The organism is Mesorhizobium sp. PL10 (genome assembly GCF_053714315.1).
In genome coordinates, this window is sequence record NZ_JBSKBR010000050.1 from 1 (window position 1) to 16,400 (window position 16,400).

General features: G+C 56.4%; 11 protein-coding genes and 1 pseudogene. 9 read left to right on the plus strand and 3 right to left on the minus strand.

The window, feature by feature from the left end:
* Positions 1-579 precede the first annotated feature (579 nt).
* Complete coding sequence (locus ACWGTO_RS31230; RefSeq protein WP_454578604.1) at positions 580-2,769, plus strand: molybdopterin-dependent oxidoreductase; 2,190 nt, start codon at positions 580-582, stop codon at positions 2,767-2,769.
* A 337-nt stretch (positions 2,770-3,106) separates the two neighbouring features.
* Here the strand turns inward: ACWGTO_RS31230 and ACWGTO_RS31235 are convergent, their stop codons facing one another.
* Both ACWGTO_RS31235 and ACWGTO_RS31240 read right to left on the minus strand, forming a co-directional pair.
* A complete protein-coding gene (locus ACWGTO_RS31235) occupies positions 3,107-4,381 on the minus strand; it encodes an NAD(P)/FAD-dependent oxidoreductase (protein ID WP_454578605.1) in 1,275 nt (424 codons plus the stop codon).
* A gap of 123 nt (positions 4,382-4,504) precedes the next feature.
* Complete coding sequence (locus ACWGTO_RS31240; RefSeq protein WP_454578606.1) at positions 4,505-5,488, minus strand: D-2-hydroxyacid dehydrogenase; 984 nt, start codon at positions 5,486-5,488, stop codon at positions 4,505-4,507.
* Between the two features lie 160 nt (positions 5,489-5,648).
* Here ACWGTO_RS31240 and ACWGTO_RS31245 point away from each other — a divergent pair, with 160 nt between their 5' ends.
* From ACWGTO_RS31245 to ACWGTO_RS31270, 6 genes are all read left to right on the plus strand, one after another.
* Positions 5,649-7,127, plus strand: coding sequence for an aldehyde dehydrogenase (locus tag ACWGTO_RS31245; RefSeq protein WP_454578607.1), 1,479 nt, complete (start codon positions 5,649-5,651; stop codon positions 7,125-7,127).
* A gap of 183 nt (positions 7,128-7,310) precedes the next feature.
* Positions 7,311-8,138: a hypothetical protein gene (locus tag ACWGTO_RS31250; RefSeq protein WP_454578608.1), complete on the plus strand. Its 828-nt coding sequence runs from the start codon at positions 7,311-7,313 to the stop codon at positions 8,136-8,138.
* Positions 8,131-8,994: an MBL fold metallo-hydrolase gene (locus ACWGTO_RS31255; RefSeq protein WP_454578609.1), complete on the plus strand. Its 864-nt coding sequence runs from the start codon at positions 8,131-8,133 to the stop codon at positions 8,992-8,994. Before ACWGTO_RS31250 ends, ACWGTO_RS31255 begins: the two co-directional genes overlap by 8 nt.
* Positions 8,995-9,142: 148 nt before the next feature.
* Complete coding sequence (locus ACWGTO_RS31260; RefSeq protein WP_454578610.1) at positions 9,143-10,255, plus strand: phosphotransferase enzyme family protein; 1,113 nt, start codon at positions 9,143-9,145, stop codon at positions 10,253-10,255.
* Positions 10,256-10,327: 72 nt separating this feature from the next.
* Complete coding sequence (locus ACWGTO_RS31265; protein ID WP_454578611.1) at positions 10,328-11,653, plus strand: aspartate aminotransferase family protein; 1,326 nt, start codon at positions 10,328-10,330, stop codon at positions 11,651-11,653.
* 58 nt (positions 11,654-11,711) lie between these two features.
* Positions 11,712-12,755: a tartrate dehydrogenase gene (locus ACWGTO_RS31270; protein WP_454578612.1), complete on the plus strand. Its 1,044-nt coding sequence runs from the start codon at positions 11,712-11,714 to the stop codon at positions 12,753-12,755.
* 5 nt (positions 12,756-12,760) lie between these two features.
* Here the strand turns inward: ACWGTO_RS31270 and ACWGTO_RS31275 are convergent, their stop codons facing one another.
* On the minus strand, positions 12,761-13,447 hold the full coding sequence (locus ACWGTO_RS31275; protein ID WP_454578613.1) for a GntR family transcriptional regulator: 687 nt from the start codon (positions 13,445-13,447) through the stop codon (positions 12,761-12,763).
* Positions 13,448-14,781: 1,334 nt separating this feature from the next.
* On the opposite strand from ACWGTO_RS31275, the gene ACWGTO_RS31280 reads away from it, so the two are divergent.
* Together ACWGTO_RS31280 and ACWGTO_RS31285 are read left to right on the plus strand one after the other, a co-directional pair.
* Positions 14,782-14,949: a GMC family oxidoreductase N-terminal domain-containing protein gene (locus ACWGTO_RS31280; RefSeq protein ID WP_454578614.1), complete on the plus strand. Its 168-nt coding sequence runs from the start codon at positions 14,782-14,784 to the stop codon at positions 14,947-14,949.
* Positions 14,950-15,200: 251 nt separating this feature from the next.
* Positions 15,201-16,343: pseudogene (locus ACWGTO_RS31285) on the plus strand (IS701 family transposase); the annotation flags it as partial.
* Between the last annotated feature and the right edge of the window lie 57 nt (positions 16,344-16,400).

Consider the following 16,400-nt stretch of genomic DNA (forward strand, 5'->3'; position numbering starts at 1 on the left):
TGGAACGAGGACTTTCTCGTCAGCCTCATCTCCTGAAAATTAACTCACCCGATTCCCCTGGTTCGACCGGTCGGCGAGTTTGCCAATGGGTACAATCGACGCTACCTGGTTAGACAAGCCACAACCGCGGCATGATAAGCCCGGAGCGCTTCAACTCAACAATGAATGTTGACATTCGTCTTGTCGATAGTATGCAGTTGCTCGATGCTGGGGGGCGGAGTGCTGCGACTGTCTGCACCAGCGCCGTCAGGGCCGTTTCGTCGGATGTCGAGCCGTCAATGTTCATGTCAACGACGACAGATACCAAACGGAGAAAGATCCCTGGAACTCTGCGGCACAGAATGCTGCCGGGGCTTACGAGCTTTTGCTCCCGGTCCTTTCGCACGCGCATAAGCATACCTGTCTCGCATCCACGCGCCTCTGTCTCGCTGGAACCGGAAGGTCGATATGACTGGACCACTTAGCGTGGGAACTTCGACACCGGAGCTCACAGTCAGTCACTGGGGAGTTCATCGCGTCGCGCGGGATGGTGCTGGCAATCCACGCCTCCAGGTTTGGGACGGTGACGCGAACCCCAGCATGATTGGTCTCGATCTTCTTTCGCCTGAAGTGCAGTCACTGCGGGTACAGCGGCCAGCGTTCCGCGAGAGTTGGCTTCGACATGGACCAGGCGCTCATCGGGCAGGGCGAGGAATTGAAAGGTTCGTCGAGGTCCCTTGGGACGAAGCATTTGATCTTGTCGCGGCCGAGCTCCGACGTGTGAAAAACGCGCACGAGAACCGCGCAATCTTTGGAGGCTCTTACGGCTGGGGAAGTGCGGGCCGATTTCACCACGCACAGAGCCAGATCCACCGGTTTCTGAATGTTATAGGTGGGTATGTGCGCGGCCGCGATTCATACAGTTTCGGCGCGGGATCTGTTATCATGCCGCATGTGCTCGCGCCGATGGAACAACTCCTCGAGCAGCATACGGATTGGACTACGCTGTCCAGCCATACAGAGCTTTTCGTGGCGTTCGGCGGTATTCCGCTACGCAACACGCAAATGACTGCAGGCGGTCCGAGCCGCCATCGAGTCCGCGATGCTCTCGATTTGATGAGATCGAGGCAAGTCCGGTTCGTCAACATCAGCCCGCTGAGGCAAGATATCGATGGTGCTTCGGACTGGATACCGATCCGCCCGAACACCGACGTCGCGCTTATGCTCGCGCTCATTCATGTCCTGCTGACTGAGAACCTGCACGATCGCGCCTTCCTCGCGCGGTTCTGCACCGGTGGGGAAGAAGTAAGGGCTTACGTCCTCGGAGAAAGCGACAGACTGCCCAAAACGCCGCACTGGGCATCGGCAATCACTGGCGTCCCGCCCGAAAAGATAGTCCAACTGGCGCGGGATATGGCTGCTTCGAAAACGATGATCAACGCGTCTTGGTCACTCCAACGGCAGAGCCACGGCGAGCAGGCATATTGGGCGCTGGTTACTCTGGCGTCTCATTTAGGCGAGATCGGCAACCCAGGAGGGGGCTTCGGTATCGGCTATGGGACGTTGAACTCAGTAGGGTCCAACGAGCTCCGCGTTGCAGGACCGAGGCTGCCGCAAGGCAGGAACCTCGTTGAGGAATTCATTCCGGTAGCACGGATCGCCGACATGCTTCTGACCCCGGGCGGACGATACGACTACAACGGCCGTAGCTACGTTTATCCGGACATCAAGCTGGTGTATTGGGCGGGTGGAAATCCGTTCCATCATCATCAAGATCTCAACCGGTTCATCTCGGCGTGGCAGCGGCCAGAAACAACCATCATCCACGAACAGTTCTGGACGAGTAGTGCTAAAGCGGCCGACATTGTATTGCCCGCAAGTATCACCCTGGAGCGCAATGACATCGGCTATGCTTCAGGCGAGGGGCACCTCGTCGCGATGCGGAAGGTGAAGGAACCCTTCGCGCAAGCGAAGAGCGACTTCGACATCTTCAACGGAATTGCTGAGAAAATGGGCGAGGGAGCTGCGTTTGCAGAGGGAAAGACTGCCGAGGATTGGCTCGTTCAAATTTATGAAGAGTTCCGGCAGCGCGCCGCCGATCAGGTTGAAGCACCAGACTTTAACACGTTCTGGGAAAGCGGGCGCCTTGAGCTTCCAGCACCAATCAAGCCTGGCATTTTATTGGAGAGTTTCAGAGCTGACCCAGAATTGAATCCACTGAACACTCCGTCGCAGCGGATAGAGCTTCATTCCAAGACGATCGAAAGCTTCGGATACGACGACTGTCCAGCTCAGGCAACATGGATTGAACCTGTGGAGTGGCTAAGCTCGGACAAGGCTGCTCGATATCCCCTGCATCTTTTGAGCCATGAGCCGCGCCGCCGCCTACACAGTCAGCTTGACCACTCTTCGCACAGCCGAGCTGGCAAAATCGCGGGGAGAGAGCCGATCCTCTTGAGTTCGTGTGATGCGCGGGCGCGCGGAATCTCGGAGGGGGACGTCGTGAGGGTATTCAATGACAGAGGCGCATGTCTTGCCGCGGCTCAAATCACCGACGATCTCCTGGAAGGGGTGGCTATCATCGCGACAGGGGCCTGGTTTGACCCACAAGAATGGGTGTCGACGAACAGTCTCGACAAGCATGGCAATCCGAACGCGGTGACACTGGACGTTGGCTCTTCGAAACTTTCTCAAGCCACTGTGGCTCAGTCCTGCCTCGTGGAGATCGAGCCGTTCGAGGGTGAACTACCTGCGGTTACCGCGTTCAACGGTCCGAAATTTGTCGAATAGGAACTTGTCCAGCAGCCGCAACCCAGCGACATGGCGATGCTCTCGCAGATCTGGGCTGTGTCGACCGGCGACAAAGAAAGGTAAGACCTTGGTCGAGTTCAAGGGATTGCCGCACCTCCCGTCCGGGCGGGCAAGCTTGACGATCCGCCGGGGCTACACGACCCGGTGGAATTTCATCAAATGATCAAACGGGGCACCTCGATCAGGTTCGACGCACTCCCAAGCCTGAAAACACCTCCCCGCTTACTCGGCAGTGGGTGAATTATCGTTAAGCCAGTTGCGAAAACGGCAAGCTCATCAATTACATGATTGGCCCGCGCTGAGATCAGCTCCTGGCCTAGCTCACTCGGTCCTTATACCGATAGTACGCCCCCACAAAGGGCAGAAACCAAGGCCATCCGAAGTAACCGGGAATTGCTGGCCAGGGGAGATCTTCGAATGGCTGGTACTGCGGCCGGCCCAGGACCTTCATCGCCAGGTGGCGACCCATATAGGTCGACAGCTGAGCCCCGTGACCGCTGTAACCCATGGCGTATGGCATGCCCCGATAGATGCCGCTACGAGGGAGACGGTCTGCAGTCATGTCGACCGCTCCGCCCCAGCAATAGTCGACTTGAACGTTCCCCAATTGGGGGAAGAACTCCCTGAGAGACTTGCTTAGGATCTCGCATGATCTCGCGTGACCCTGACCTGTATAGGCAGCGAATTTCGCGCGGCCACCGAAAAGCATGCGATTATCTGGAAGGATGCGGAAATAGTTGCCGATGTTGGCTGTCGTCGTAACGTTTCGACGGTTTGGCATCAAAAGGTTGATGACGGACATGTCTAGCGGTTCTGTTACGATGATAAAGCTTCCCACAGGCACGAGACGTCGCTTGAACCACGCAAAAGGGCCGATCCTGGACACACCCGTCGCAAGCACGACCTCGCGTGCCGTGACAGTTCCGCGCGGTGTTTGGACCCGATACCGATTGCCAAGACGTGTGATCTCGGTGACCGGGCTTTCCTCCCACACCTGACCGCCATGCCTGACCACTGCTTGGGCCAACCCTGCGGAATAACGGCCCATATGCATCTGTGCAGACTTTCTGTAAAGTAGACCACCACTGAACTTGTTTGTCTCAACTTCTGATCGGATCGTCTCCGGTCCCACGAGGGTGATCTCTGAATCCACGTCCTTGACCATCACCTCATATTGAGTTCGCAGACTCTCGAAGTGCGAAGGCTTGACCGCCGCCTTCAATTTACCGGAGCGCCTGAAATCACAATCAATGCCTTCTTCGTTGACTATAGTCTCGATCAAATCGACCGAGCGGTCATAGGCGTGATAAAGTGCGCAGGCGAGTTCCTGACCGTGTTTCTGCTTAGCCGCAAGATAGGACCCTCCAAGACCATTGTTCAAATGTCCGCCGTTCTGACCTGACGCCATGGCGCCGATGCGACCGGCGTCAACAACCACGACCCGCGTGCCGCTACGGGCAAGATGATAAGCACAGGACAAGCCTGTAAAGCCCGCGCCGACGATCAGAACATCAACGTCGCCGGAGATAGATGGCGGCGCGTTGAAGAGCGGCCTTGAAGGCTCGTCGAGCCAGTAAGAGACGGTTTTCATTTCATTTCCATTCAAGCCACACCAAGTCCTGGATCGCGGTTGCACGCTTTGAACCGTGGAGGATAGCGGCGGTTAGCCAAGCCGTTTCGTCAGCCTAAAAAGCGCGGCCGTACAACCGATGCTCTATTTGATGCGGCTGCCGCCGCTTGCGAGTTTGCGCTTGTCGACAACGTTCTCGAGTGGCTGCCCATTGCTCCAGCGTTCAAGGTTGGACACAAAGAGCTTGGCCGCTTGATCAGGGTAGTCATGGAGGTCCGAGGACATGTGGGGCGATACGATGACCTGGTCCATCTTCCAAAACGGATGGCCCTTCGGCAGTGGCTCGGTGACGAATACGTCAAGAGCGGCGGTGCCGACACGGCCCATGTTCAACGCGTCAACCAGAGCGTCTTCATCAACGAGGCCGCCCCGGCCAATGTTGATGAAGGTAGCACCCAGCTTCATCATCGAGAAGCGCTGCGCATCCATGAAGTTGCGGGTTTGCGCAGTCAGAGGCATGGCAAGTATCACAGCATCGGCAGTTGGGAGGATCTCGCCGAGTTTGTCTATCGAGTAGACCCGGCCAAACGTGTCGTCACGTTCCACATTGTTGCGGCCTACCACAATCAGGTTGTAGCCCACGGCCGATAGCATCTGATGAATTTCGCGGCCGATGGCTCCGGGTCCGACAATCACGATGGTCTGGCCTGATATGGAGTGGGTAGATCGAGACACCCATTTCTCGGCCTTCTGGTAGCGGTATGTCTTGTAGAATTCCTTGGTAATTGCGATCAGCAGGCCAAGCACATACTCGGCGATCGGACGTTCGAAAACTCCGCGCGTGTGGGTGACGACCACATTTGACGAGACGACCGCTTCCGTCAGAATAGCGTCGACCCCGATGCTTGCGGTGTGAATCCACTCAAGGTTCGTCCAAAGTGGATTATCACGGATCACTCGACTGGAAATATCCCAGAGAAAAAGCGCATTGGCGTCGGCGAGCGAAAGTTCGGCCTCCTTGTCATTTCCGACATATGCCACATCCGCGAAACGCGATGCATCCGCGAGGATTTCGGGTTTGACCTGGCCTGGTGGAATCAGAGCCACCACTTTTTTCTTATCCGCCATGCGAGCCCCCAAGGTACAGCAAAGACATAGAGGATCGTTGACACGCGAAACGTAGAATGTCAACATCTCTACAATTTCACCGCTTTCGGGAGGCCGCTGCTGCCGCCTTCAGGAGCGTACGCGAGAAAGGAAGATCGTGGCGATAAATGATAGTGCAACAGTGAACTGGGCGAAGAAAGCGGCTGAGCTTTCGCTGCGTACCGACGCCTTTATAGGTGGACGCGCGGTGGCTGCCGCCTCTGGGAGGCGGTTTGCGACCATCAACCCGACGACCGGCAAGCGTATTACTGAAGTTGCCGAATGCGACAGTGAGGACGTCAATAGGGCAGTTGCCGCGGCTCGGGCGGCCTTTGACAAAGGTGTTTGGTCCAGAATGGCACCAGACGACCGCAGAAAACGCATGATCAAATTCGCTGACCTCATCGAGGCTAATCTGGAGGAACTTGCGCTCCTGGACACGATTGACGCCGGAAAGCCGATATCGAGCGCAATCGTCATGGATGTTCCTAAGAGCGCCAGAACCATCCGCTGGTGCGGCGAGGCTATTGATAAGCTCTACGATGAAATCGCACCTACCGCACCGAATGCCCTTTCGTTGATCCGGCGCGAGCCGCTTGGCGTCGTTGCAGCTATCGTCCCCTGGAACTACCCTCTCTTCATGACCTCCTGGAAGATTGGGCCAATTCTTGCGGCTGGTAATTCGATTATCATCAAGCCCGCAGAACAGTCCCCGCTAAGTGCATTGAGGCTTGGAGAGCTAGCTATGGAGGCTGGCATCCCGGAAGGCGTTTTCAACGTCGTGCCGGGTTATGGCGAAACGGCTGGCCGCGCCCTGGGCCTCCACATGGATGTCGACGCGATCGCGTTTACGGGCTCCACCGAAGTTGGCAAGCTGTTTATGATCTACTCTGGGCAGTCGAACATGAAGCGTGTGACGCTTGAATGTGGGGGGAAATCGCCCCTCATCGTTCTCGCGGATGCACCTGATCTTGACGCCGCTGCCCGCTCGGCAGCTTGGGGTCTTTTCCACAATTCCGGCCAGTCCTGCGATGCTGCCGCGCGCCTCATCGTCGAGCGGTCGATCAAGGAAGAGTTTGTTGAACGCGTTATAAACGTGGCAGCCGCTTATAAAGTTGGTGATCCGTTGGACACAGAGACGGAGCTAGGCCCGATCATCAGCGATACGCAGATGAAGCGGATCCTGGGTTACATCGAGCAAGGCTCGGCAGAGGGCGCGACGCTTAAACTGGGAGGCAAACGAGTTGCCGGCTATGACGGCTACTTCCTTGAGCCGACCGTGTTCGACCACGTAACCAATGACATGACGATCGCAAAGGAGGAGATCTTCGGACCGGTGCTTTCCGTTCTTGAAGCGACAGACCTCGAGCACGGGATCAGGATCGCCAATGACACGGATTACGGTCTCGCATCGGGTATTTGGACTCGAGACATCAACAAGGCTATTGCTGCCTCCAAGGCCTTGGTCGCGGGCGTCGTCTCAGTCAACAACTATGCTGACGGCGATATCACCACACCCTTCGGCGGGTTCAAGCGCTCGGGCTTCGGTCGGGACAAGTCGTTGCATGCCATCGAGAAGTACAGCGACCTGAAGTCCACGTGGATCAAACTTTACGCCTGAGGCGCAACAGGCCACATAGCCGTCTCGATTGCGGCCACCGACCGGTGGCCGCGGCAAGCCCCTTCAAAGATCGCAAACTTCCAGCTGCACAACGTCGAGATTTTGCTGGACGGCGGAACTAAATTTTTGCATAATGTTGACATTCCTACCATTGGAGTGGGCGTGCCAATCTTGGAGGGTTTAGTGACACAAGTTACAGAGGGAGCGCCTGCTCCAATAGTTGCCGGGAAACTCTATGCCCTGGGTGCAACCGTCTCTCAGAGCGGAGACATTCATTGGGTTGCCAAGGGGCGAGAAGGAGATGCCGCTCTCAACGCATATCTCCTGACCGAAGGAAAGGAGGGGCTGTTGGTAGACACCAACTATCCGATCATCGAAGATGCACTTATCGGCCAGCTCAAGACTTTCGGGCTCAACGACCTGAAGATCGTTTTCACCCGCGCCGTCGAGTTTGACAGTATGGCGAACGCGGATGTGATCGTCGATAAATTTCCCGTAAGCGAAATTTGGTCTCACTTTGCGGCGTCTGACTGGGTCTACCTGCGTACTGAAGAGCCGCTTCCCGTGCCCAATTACGAGTCAAAGATGTTTGGGGCGGACGGCGAGATAACCCTGTCGCACGGACGAGTGCTTGAGACAATCAACGCCAAGCTGAAGCTGCTCAATGCAGCGTGGCTGTACGATGCAACAAGTCGGACGCTGTTCACCTCTGACGCTTTTTCTCACGTCATGGCGCCTGAGCCTGGCGTCCGTGTCGTGACGGAAGAAAACGACAACACGACCGCTGACGAGGTGACCGAGCACCTGCGGACAAAGTTTAAATGGATCGAAGGTGCCGACACAGAGCCGTTGCGTGAATTCGTACAGCAGACCTTTGACAAGTACGACATCGAGCACGTCGCGCCGACCATCGGCTGCGCGATTTCGGGGCGTGATTTGGTCATTCGCCACAGAGATTTTGTGATCGAGGCGCTTCGCAAACTCGACGGAAAGGAGAATTTGCATGGTTAAGTCTCACCATTGTGATCCTGCTGGCGTCGTCCAGCATCGCCTCCCACGCGAAATTGCAGAAGGTGTGCATTGGCTTGGCGATTGTTTTGTTTGGGAAACTCGCGCCGGTCTCGAGCATTCGTACTCGTCAGTCTATCTGGTGGCAGGGAAGGAACGGAGCATCCTCGTCGACACAGGCCATATCAAGGACTGGATCGTCGTCAGGGATCAAGTTGAAAGCCTGGTGGCAAAAGGTGTTCCCGCTCCGGAGTTCATCTTCCCGACGCACCCTGAGGTAACGCATTCAGGCAACCTCGGACGATGGCTCAACTATTATCCTGAGGCCCGCGGCATCGGGGACATGCGTGACATGCAGCTCATTTTCCCGAAGCATGTCGATCGTTTCTTGAACGTCAAGCAGGGCGACGAAATCGATCTGGGCGGACGAAAGTTCGTCTTCGTCGAAGCGGTCTTCCTTGATCTGGTGAATTCGCTCTGGGGCTACGACGAGCAAGAAAAGGTGCTATTTTCGTCTGATGGTCTTGGGTTCGGCCATTACCATGAGGCCGAACAATGCGGGAAATTCGCTGAAGAGATCCCGGATCTGCCAATTCCCGAGCTTACTGGGATTTTTCTGGAGTACGCGCTCTACTGGACCCGTCTCAAGAGCGCTGAGCCTGAGCTCGAGCGACTGCGCAAACTGATCGAAGAAGATTATCCGACCCGCATTATCGCGTCCGCTCATGGTAGTGTCGTAACTGATCCAAAGAAGACCATTCCCTTGGTCAAGGAAGGCCTTACTCGCATCTCCAAGATGACCGTTGAAGGCAGCGTGAGTTCGGCAAAAAATCCGTACGAACTGGAAGTTGCAAAGTAGGTGCGTCGTAACAGGCTTTGACTCCGCAGGTCGACGCCTGTGTGCCGTGTGCGGGGTGGACCGGGCTTAAAGCGAAGACCGCGCGGTGACGGGGCGCGCGGACAGGGCCCGTAGCTATCGGCAGGGAAATTCGACCAGGAAGGACTTGATGACAAACCGTGGAGACGCTTACGCGGAAGTCGCGGCGAAGACGTGGGACGACGATACCCGGGCATTTTTCTCGATTTCGGCCAGCAGGAACTATTTCCTTGCGGCTTCAAAAGGGCTTTCAACACCTCCAGATCCTCCCAAGACATTGAAGTTGGCGGAGCTCCTGCTGAGGCACTATGGCTTGAAAGGAGAAATCACGGCGCTATCGTCGGAGGCTGAATTCACCGCTCAAGTGGTAACCGGGGACGGGCAGAGCTTGATCCTGAAAACCTCGACGAGAGCCAAGGCACAAGACAGCTTTCGCTTTCAAGCATCCGTAATGGCCACCTTGCAGAACGCGGACACCTTTGTCGTCCCGACCGTCATACGCACGACTGAAGGCGGCTTGACGTTCGAGGAAGCGGATTTTTGCGGATATCTCCAAACGAAAATTCGAGGCAGACAACTACACAGTCTGGGTGCGAATGCCGATGAGTACTATCAAGCCGGTCGCGCGCTCGGGCACCTGGATCTTGCGCTTCGACCTCTCGATGTACCAGGGAAATATCGGCCGGTCCTATGGCACATCGGGTGCTGCTCACACCTGATACAGTTGCAGCAATATCTGCCTCCAGGGCCAATCGGTGAACATGTCGACTCCGCGATGAGCGACTTCTGCAAAATCGTCGAGCCGCAGTTGGCAATGGTCGAATGGCAGATAACCCACAATGACCCGAGCCCGCACAATGTGTTTTTCGCCGATAACAAGATAGCGTTCATCGACTTTGGAGATGGCACCTTTGGGCCTAGGATCCAGGATCTGGCGATCGCTGCCAGTCATTTGGTGACGGATTCAAACCGTACCCTGGGGGGAGCGGAAGATTTGATTGCTGGCTACACGTCCACATGTGACCTCTCAACATTGGAGAGAAGCCTATTGGTTCCACTCATGCGAGCACGGCAAAGCGCTCTCATTCTTGTGAACCACTGGAGAGCGCATCTCTTTCCAGCCGATGCGCAGTACATCAAGAAAAACGTCGCGCGGGCTGAGTGTGGTTTGAACATTCTCGCCGCTTTAGCTCCCGAGGAAGCTGAGACGTGCATTTTGGACGCCATTCGCGGCTACCATTGAAGCAGCAACTGCTGTGGCCATCGTGAACGCGGCTGCAAGCCGTTTCGTCGCCCTCTAACATAAGTTGAAGCCATGTCTACAGATCTAATGCCCAATCGCTACATACCGGGTGAGGCTGATGTCCCAGCGCGTGAGGCGGAACTGATTTCGCGACGTGAAAATGTGCTTGGGTCGTCTTACCGGCTCCAATACCGTCGGCCAGTGCATTTCGTAAGGGCCGAGGGAATGTGGCTGTATGATCCTGATGGCAAGGCCTATCTTGATTTTTACAACAACGTGCCGTCGCTAGGACACTGCCATCCCGAAGTTACCGCAGCCATCGCCGAACAGGCTAGTCGGCTGAACGCCAATACGCGTTATCTTGAGCCAAAGCTCGTCTCCTATGCCGAACGCCTTGTTGCAAATTTTCCGCAGGAACTCAACCGCGTGGTTTTCACATGCACCGGGAGCGAGTCCAACGACCTCGCTCTTCGTGTAGCTAGGTTGATCAGCAATAGTGAAGGCGTGATCGTTTCATCATATGCCTACCACGGCACTAGCGCTGCGATCGCTGCAATTTCGCCGAACCTGGGCGATGCCGTAAAGCTTAGCCCATTCGTAAGGATGGTCGCACTTCCCGGTCTAGAAGGCGTGCCAAGCTCTCAAGCAGCCGATTTCTTCGAGACGCAGGTTCGTGCGGCGATCACTGATCTGAAGCGCCGTGGCATCGGTGTGGCAGCACTGGTCATGGACAGCATTTTTTCAAGTGACGGAGTCTGGGTCGACCCACCAGGCTTTATCGCGGGAGGTGTGACAGCAGTAAGGGAAGCGGGCGGGCTGCTTATCGCCGATGAAGTCCAGCCGGGCTTCGGGCGTACAGGTGCTCATATGTGGGGTTTTGAGCGACACGGAATCGTGCCCGATTTGGTTACGCTTGGTAAGCCAATGGGTAACGGGTTTCCGATAGGAGCAGTCGTAGGGCGCCAAGTCCCCATGGAGCGCTTCGGTTCAACTGCTCGCTATGTCAATACGTTCGCTGGAAATACCGTGGGCATTGCGGCGGCGAATGCCGTACTGACGGTGCTCGAGCGGGACAATACACGTCACAACGCACTTGCAATGAGCAAACGCCTGCGAGAGGGCCTGGAAACGATCGCCGGGAGAACGTCTGTTATCCGAGGTATAAGAAACGCTGGGCTCTTTTTCGGGATCGATGTCGGCGCGGAAGAGAGCCCTGCAACTCGAAGGGCGGCCGCGCTCAAAATTGTCAATTTGCTCCGGGACGACGCTGTACTCATCAGCACCACCGGCGCGAACGAGGACACGCTGAAGGTTCGCCCCCCTTTGATTTGCGAACCGCAACACGTCGACCGCTTCCTTGGGTCTTTCGAGAACGCCCTGAACAAAGCGTATCATTAGCTCTTTTGATGCCCTTCCATAGCAGGACGGGCCCGGACTCGGTTGGAGAAATATGTCGTTGAAAACGCATTCTGTCGCACTCATTCCTGGAGATGGAATTGGCCCGGATGTCACAGAAGCGGCCTGGGCGGTCTTGGAGGCTGCCGCAAAAAATTATGGCTTTGCGCTCCACGCGACCGAGTTCCCTTGGTCCTGTGCCTTCTACAAGGCAACAGGTGCAATGATGCCGACGGATGGAATCGAAACCCTTCGCGGTTTCGATTCCATTTTGCTGGGCGCTGTCGGCTGGCCGGCAGAGGTGCCTGACTCGGTTTCATTGCATGGTTTGCTGCTCCCTATCCGTAAAGCGTTTGTGCAATATGCTAATGTCCGGCCGCATCGGCTTCTGCCTGGCGTTCAAGGACCCCTGCGATCAGGAAGTTTCGACATTCTCTGCATTCGCGAGAATACAGAAGGTGAATACTCCGGAGCCGGCGGCCGCGTTCATCAAGGCACGCCTGACGAGGTCGCCGTGGAAACTTCGATTTTCACTCGAAAGGGCGTTGAACGCATCCTACGTTTCGGGTTCGAACAGGCGCGTCGGCGCAGCGGTAAGCTCGCCTCCGTCACGAAGTCCAACGCCCAGAAATACTCGATGGTGTTCTGGGACGAGATCACTCATATGCTGGCTTTGGAATACCGCGACGTCCAAGTATCGACCTATCATATCGACGCGATGGCGGCGAGAATGGTAATGGCTCCCGAAATTCTCGATGTGGTTGTCGCTTCCAACCTGTTCGGCGACATTCTGACAGATCTCGGCGCAGCTATTCAGGGCGGATTGGGTTTCGCGGCCTCTGCAAACATTAACCCCGACCGAACGGTACCGTCGATGTTCGAACCTGTGCATGGCTCCGCCCCCGACATAGCACACCTCGGTAATGCCAACCCGATCGCAGCGATCTGGTCTGGCGCGATGATGCTGGAGCATCTCGGTGAATCGGATGCCGCCAGGAGCGTGATGACCGCGCTGGAGATGGCAACGGCTGCGGGCATCGGCACGGTTCCGGGGAAGGATAAGACACACGAAATCAAGACTGCGGTTCTCTCCCGCCTTGGCTGATTACGCTAATCTACGTCCGCCCTCGATAAGTTTGCGTGGCCTCCGCCATGAGGCTGCGCCAGTTCCATGCCGCTTCGGAGATGTTCGTCCAAAGCCTTCAAAACAATTGACTGACTGTCGCCTTCCAGCGCTTCCACCAGGGGCTCGTGCATGCTGGCCAGTTTGCCAAGGTCTGGAAAAATCGCAAACTCCTTCGTCATGCATATGTGTCTTTCCGCCGCTAATGTCGCGTATATGCGCGACAACCGTGGGCTTCCGGAAGCTTCGACAATCAACGTATGAAATTTGATGTCGTGGTTTGCCGCCGCCCGCCAATCTCCACTGCCTGCCGCTTTTTCCATGCCGTGGATAACCTTGCGAAGCTTTTCAAAAAGAGCAGCAGGCTTTGATGTGTGCACGATCAAAAAAGCCTCTCGCTCGACAGCGCGCCTTGCAGTGATCACGTCAAGTAAATCCGTGACACTTATATCGACAACGCAAACCCCTCGGTTAAGGGTGTTGATCAAAAGTCCTTCCTGGACGAGCCTCTGCAATGCTTCACGAACCGGTCCCCTGCTAACTCCCAACTGTTCGGAAATTTTGGCATCGTGCACCCGCTCTCCGGGGGCGAACTTCCCGGAAACTATCTGAGATCGGACTCTGTCGGCGATGATTTCGGGGGTAGGGCGCAGAGAGAGTGGTTCCATCACCATTGGTTCCTTTAGGGGCTAGCGGTGCGCACAGCCTCCGATTATCAGAATGTCAACTATCTTACTTGAGACGCAAATACTAGATTACTCGTATTGAGTCTGCAATCGGGACACTGCGGCCATGTTGTGGATCGGCGTGCGGCGGCCGGCGTTGATTTCACGATAGGAATCAATGCCATGGTCTATACATTGCGGTCTTCGACCCTCGTCACTCGCGTCTTTGTGTTGCACGACACCGGCGTTGACGCGCACTGCGACAAGGCGCAGCCGATCCACCATCGGTATTAGCAGCGCCTAGCGGACTTGCCGACGGCTGGCAAGCCTGTTCGGATCGTCGTTGGTGGCTCGGCGGTTCCACTGTGGCGCAGTGTTGTGCGGCCGTCGGATCTTCGCTAAGCGTTTCGACCGCGATGTTTTGTGCGCGCCGAACCGCCCAACTCGTTCAAATGCGACCTTGAGAACGCTAGCGCCGGACTTTCTCGAACCGAAGCGCGATCTATCCAGACTGGCAGTCGTTTTACTGTGGACACATTGACGTGCCCCAAGCCGGACTATTTGTCGCGATACTGAGTTGGTCGGTGCGGGGCGATGCCTTGCTCGGCTTTTTCGCGAATGTTGACATTTGTCTTGCCAGCAGTCACGGTGTCGACGAAAACTGATGTGCTCAACCCGTTTGAGACAGAGGCCCAAATGTCAGGCGGCGCCCCTTCGAGCAGAGACCTCCAGGCAGTTGCAGTTGCTCTAATTGTATGTTTCTTATTACTGATAGCAACAATGATATTTGGTTATCGCCTTGGCCTACTGAAAATGTAGCTTACCAGAGAAAGGAGATGGCATATATTATGCGCGCTCTTTGGCAACAATTCTGCCGCACAGTACTAGAAACGGTTGAAGACTTTTCGAATGAACACAGCCCGATTTCCTTGTCCTCGTGTGGTGTTGTATTCTTCGAGACAGGAACTGAAACCTTTAGGTCCGGCGCGACAAACAGGCCGACAATCAGGAAACAGCTTGCAGGTTCGCCACTGCACGATTCCAAACCCGCCGTTGCAATCGCGAGCAGGATCTTGGTGAATATCTGCCAGTTCCACGGAGTTAGCCGGGCGGCCTTGGAGGCCGGATCACATCGGCGGCTGATCCCATGGCGCACACGACAAAGGCTTTTTCGGTCGCAGGGTCGACAAGATCGCCGGTGGACGCCACGACGGTGCTTCTCGTCGAAGCCGGGCGCACAGGAAGTGGAAGGTCGACATGCCGGCAGCCATGGACACCCTCATGGGGCCTTGCTACGAGAATTGGGGCTTCTTGATCCGGAACCCGAGCTCAATGGATGACTTATCGAGCATCCTCAAGGCCGCCTTCTCAGCGGTTCCTCCTCAATCAACGGAATGGCGTACACTCGCGGCAACGTGCTCGACTTCGACAATTGGGCCGACCAGTACGGTTGCATTGTTGGGACGACCAAAGCATTCTGCCATATTTCGTTCGCGCCGAGCATTGGGTGAATCAGCCTGGCCCAGAGCGCGGCTCCCGTGTTCGCCCGCGATCGGAACCCTTTCGCGGATGAGCTCAATGCCGCGTTCATGAATGCCGGCGTCGAAATGGCTTTGCCAGCAACGCAACTGCGCAGGAAGGCTTCGCCGTGAATTCTCCACCGCATGAAGGCGGTGGCTTCAGGTTACGGCTTAAAGCCGGATCGGTCCGAGCCTAGCATTACAGTTGCATATTTATCTATGGTCTGAATCTATGGGTCTCCATGATTCGGAGGTCATGGATGACAGGTGCATCAATCGAAACTACGCTTGAGCTTTGGGCATCATCGCTGCGTGACGTGAAAGCGCGTATGCGCGGACTGTTTACGCAGGAGCGAGTTGCAGCATCTGCGAACCTTTTCCTGGACGGCTTGCTGGGTGACGAGCGGCGTAAGACAGGTTGGATGCGCGCTGAGGCGGCCGGTGATCCCGGCCCGTGGCGGCAACAAGCCATTCTGGGTCGCGGGCGTTGGGACGCGGACGGACTTCGCGACATCGTGCGAGAGTATGTTGTAGAAAACCTCGCCACAGATGATGCGGTCCTGGTCATCGATGAGACGGGCTTCCTCAAGCAGGGCAAGACATCGTGCGGTGTTGCGCGTCAATATACAGGTTCGGCAGGCAAGATAACGAACTGCCAGATCGGTGTGTTCGCCGCCTATGTGTCCGCTCGCGGTCATGCCTTTATCGATCGGGCCCTGTACTTGCCCAAAAGCTGGACCGGAGATCCGGTAAGGCTTGCAGCAACCCATGTTCCTGAGGCTATAGCCTTCGCTACCAAGCCAGGCTTGGCTGTCGATATGATACGGCGTGCGCTGGCAGCCGATGTGCCGTTTTCATGGGTGGCCGCAGATGCGGTGTATGGCGTCGGGGACGTCGAAGGAACCCTGCGGCGAGCCTGCAAAGGCTACGTTCTTGGGGTCAAGTCGGACCACCATTTCGGCTCTTGGTCGGGGAAGCCTCCGCTCGCCGGCACAGCTCAAGAGATCGCCCGTGATCTCGATCCAAGTGCATGGCAGCGTCTTTCCGCCGGTGAGGGCACCAAAGGCGCGCGGCTTCATGACTGGGCCTACTGCGAACTCGCCGATCTCGATGCCGACGAATATAACGAGACGAAATCGGGGCTTTGGACCCGTGGCCTCCTGATCCGGCGCAATATCAGCGACGGCGATCTCGCATTCTTCACCACATGGTGCCCGGCCGGGACGGGCATCCAGACGCTCGTTTCCGTGGAAGGCCATCGCTGGGCGATCGAAGACAGCTTCGAGACCGCCAAGAACGAGCTCGGACTCGATCACAACGAAACCCGGTCATGGCATGGCTGGCATCGCCACGCCTCCCTCGTCATGCTCGCCTTCGCCATTGTCGATACCGGATCAATACTCCCCAGAAGTGCCGTTTGAATCTTCCCCAGTTTAGCGTTG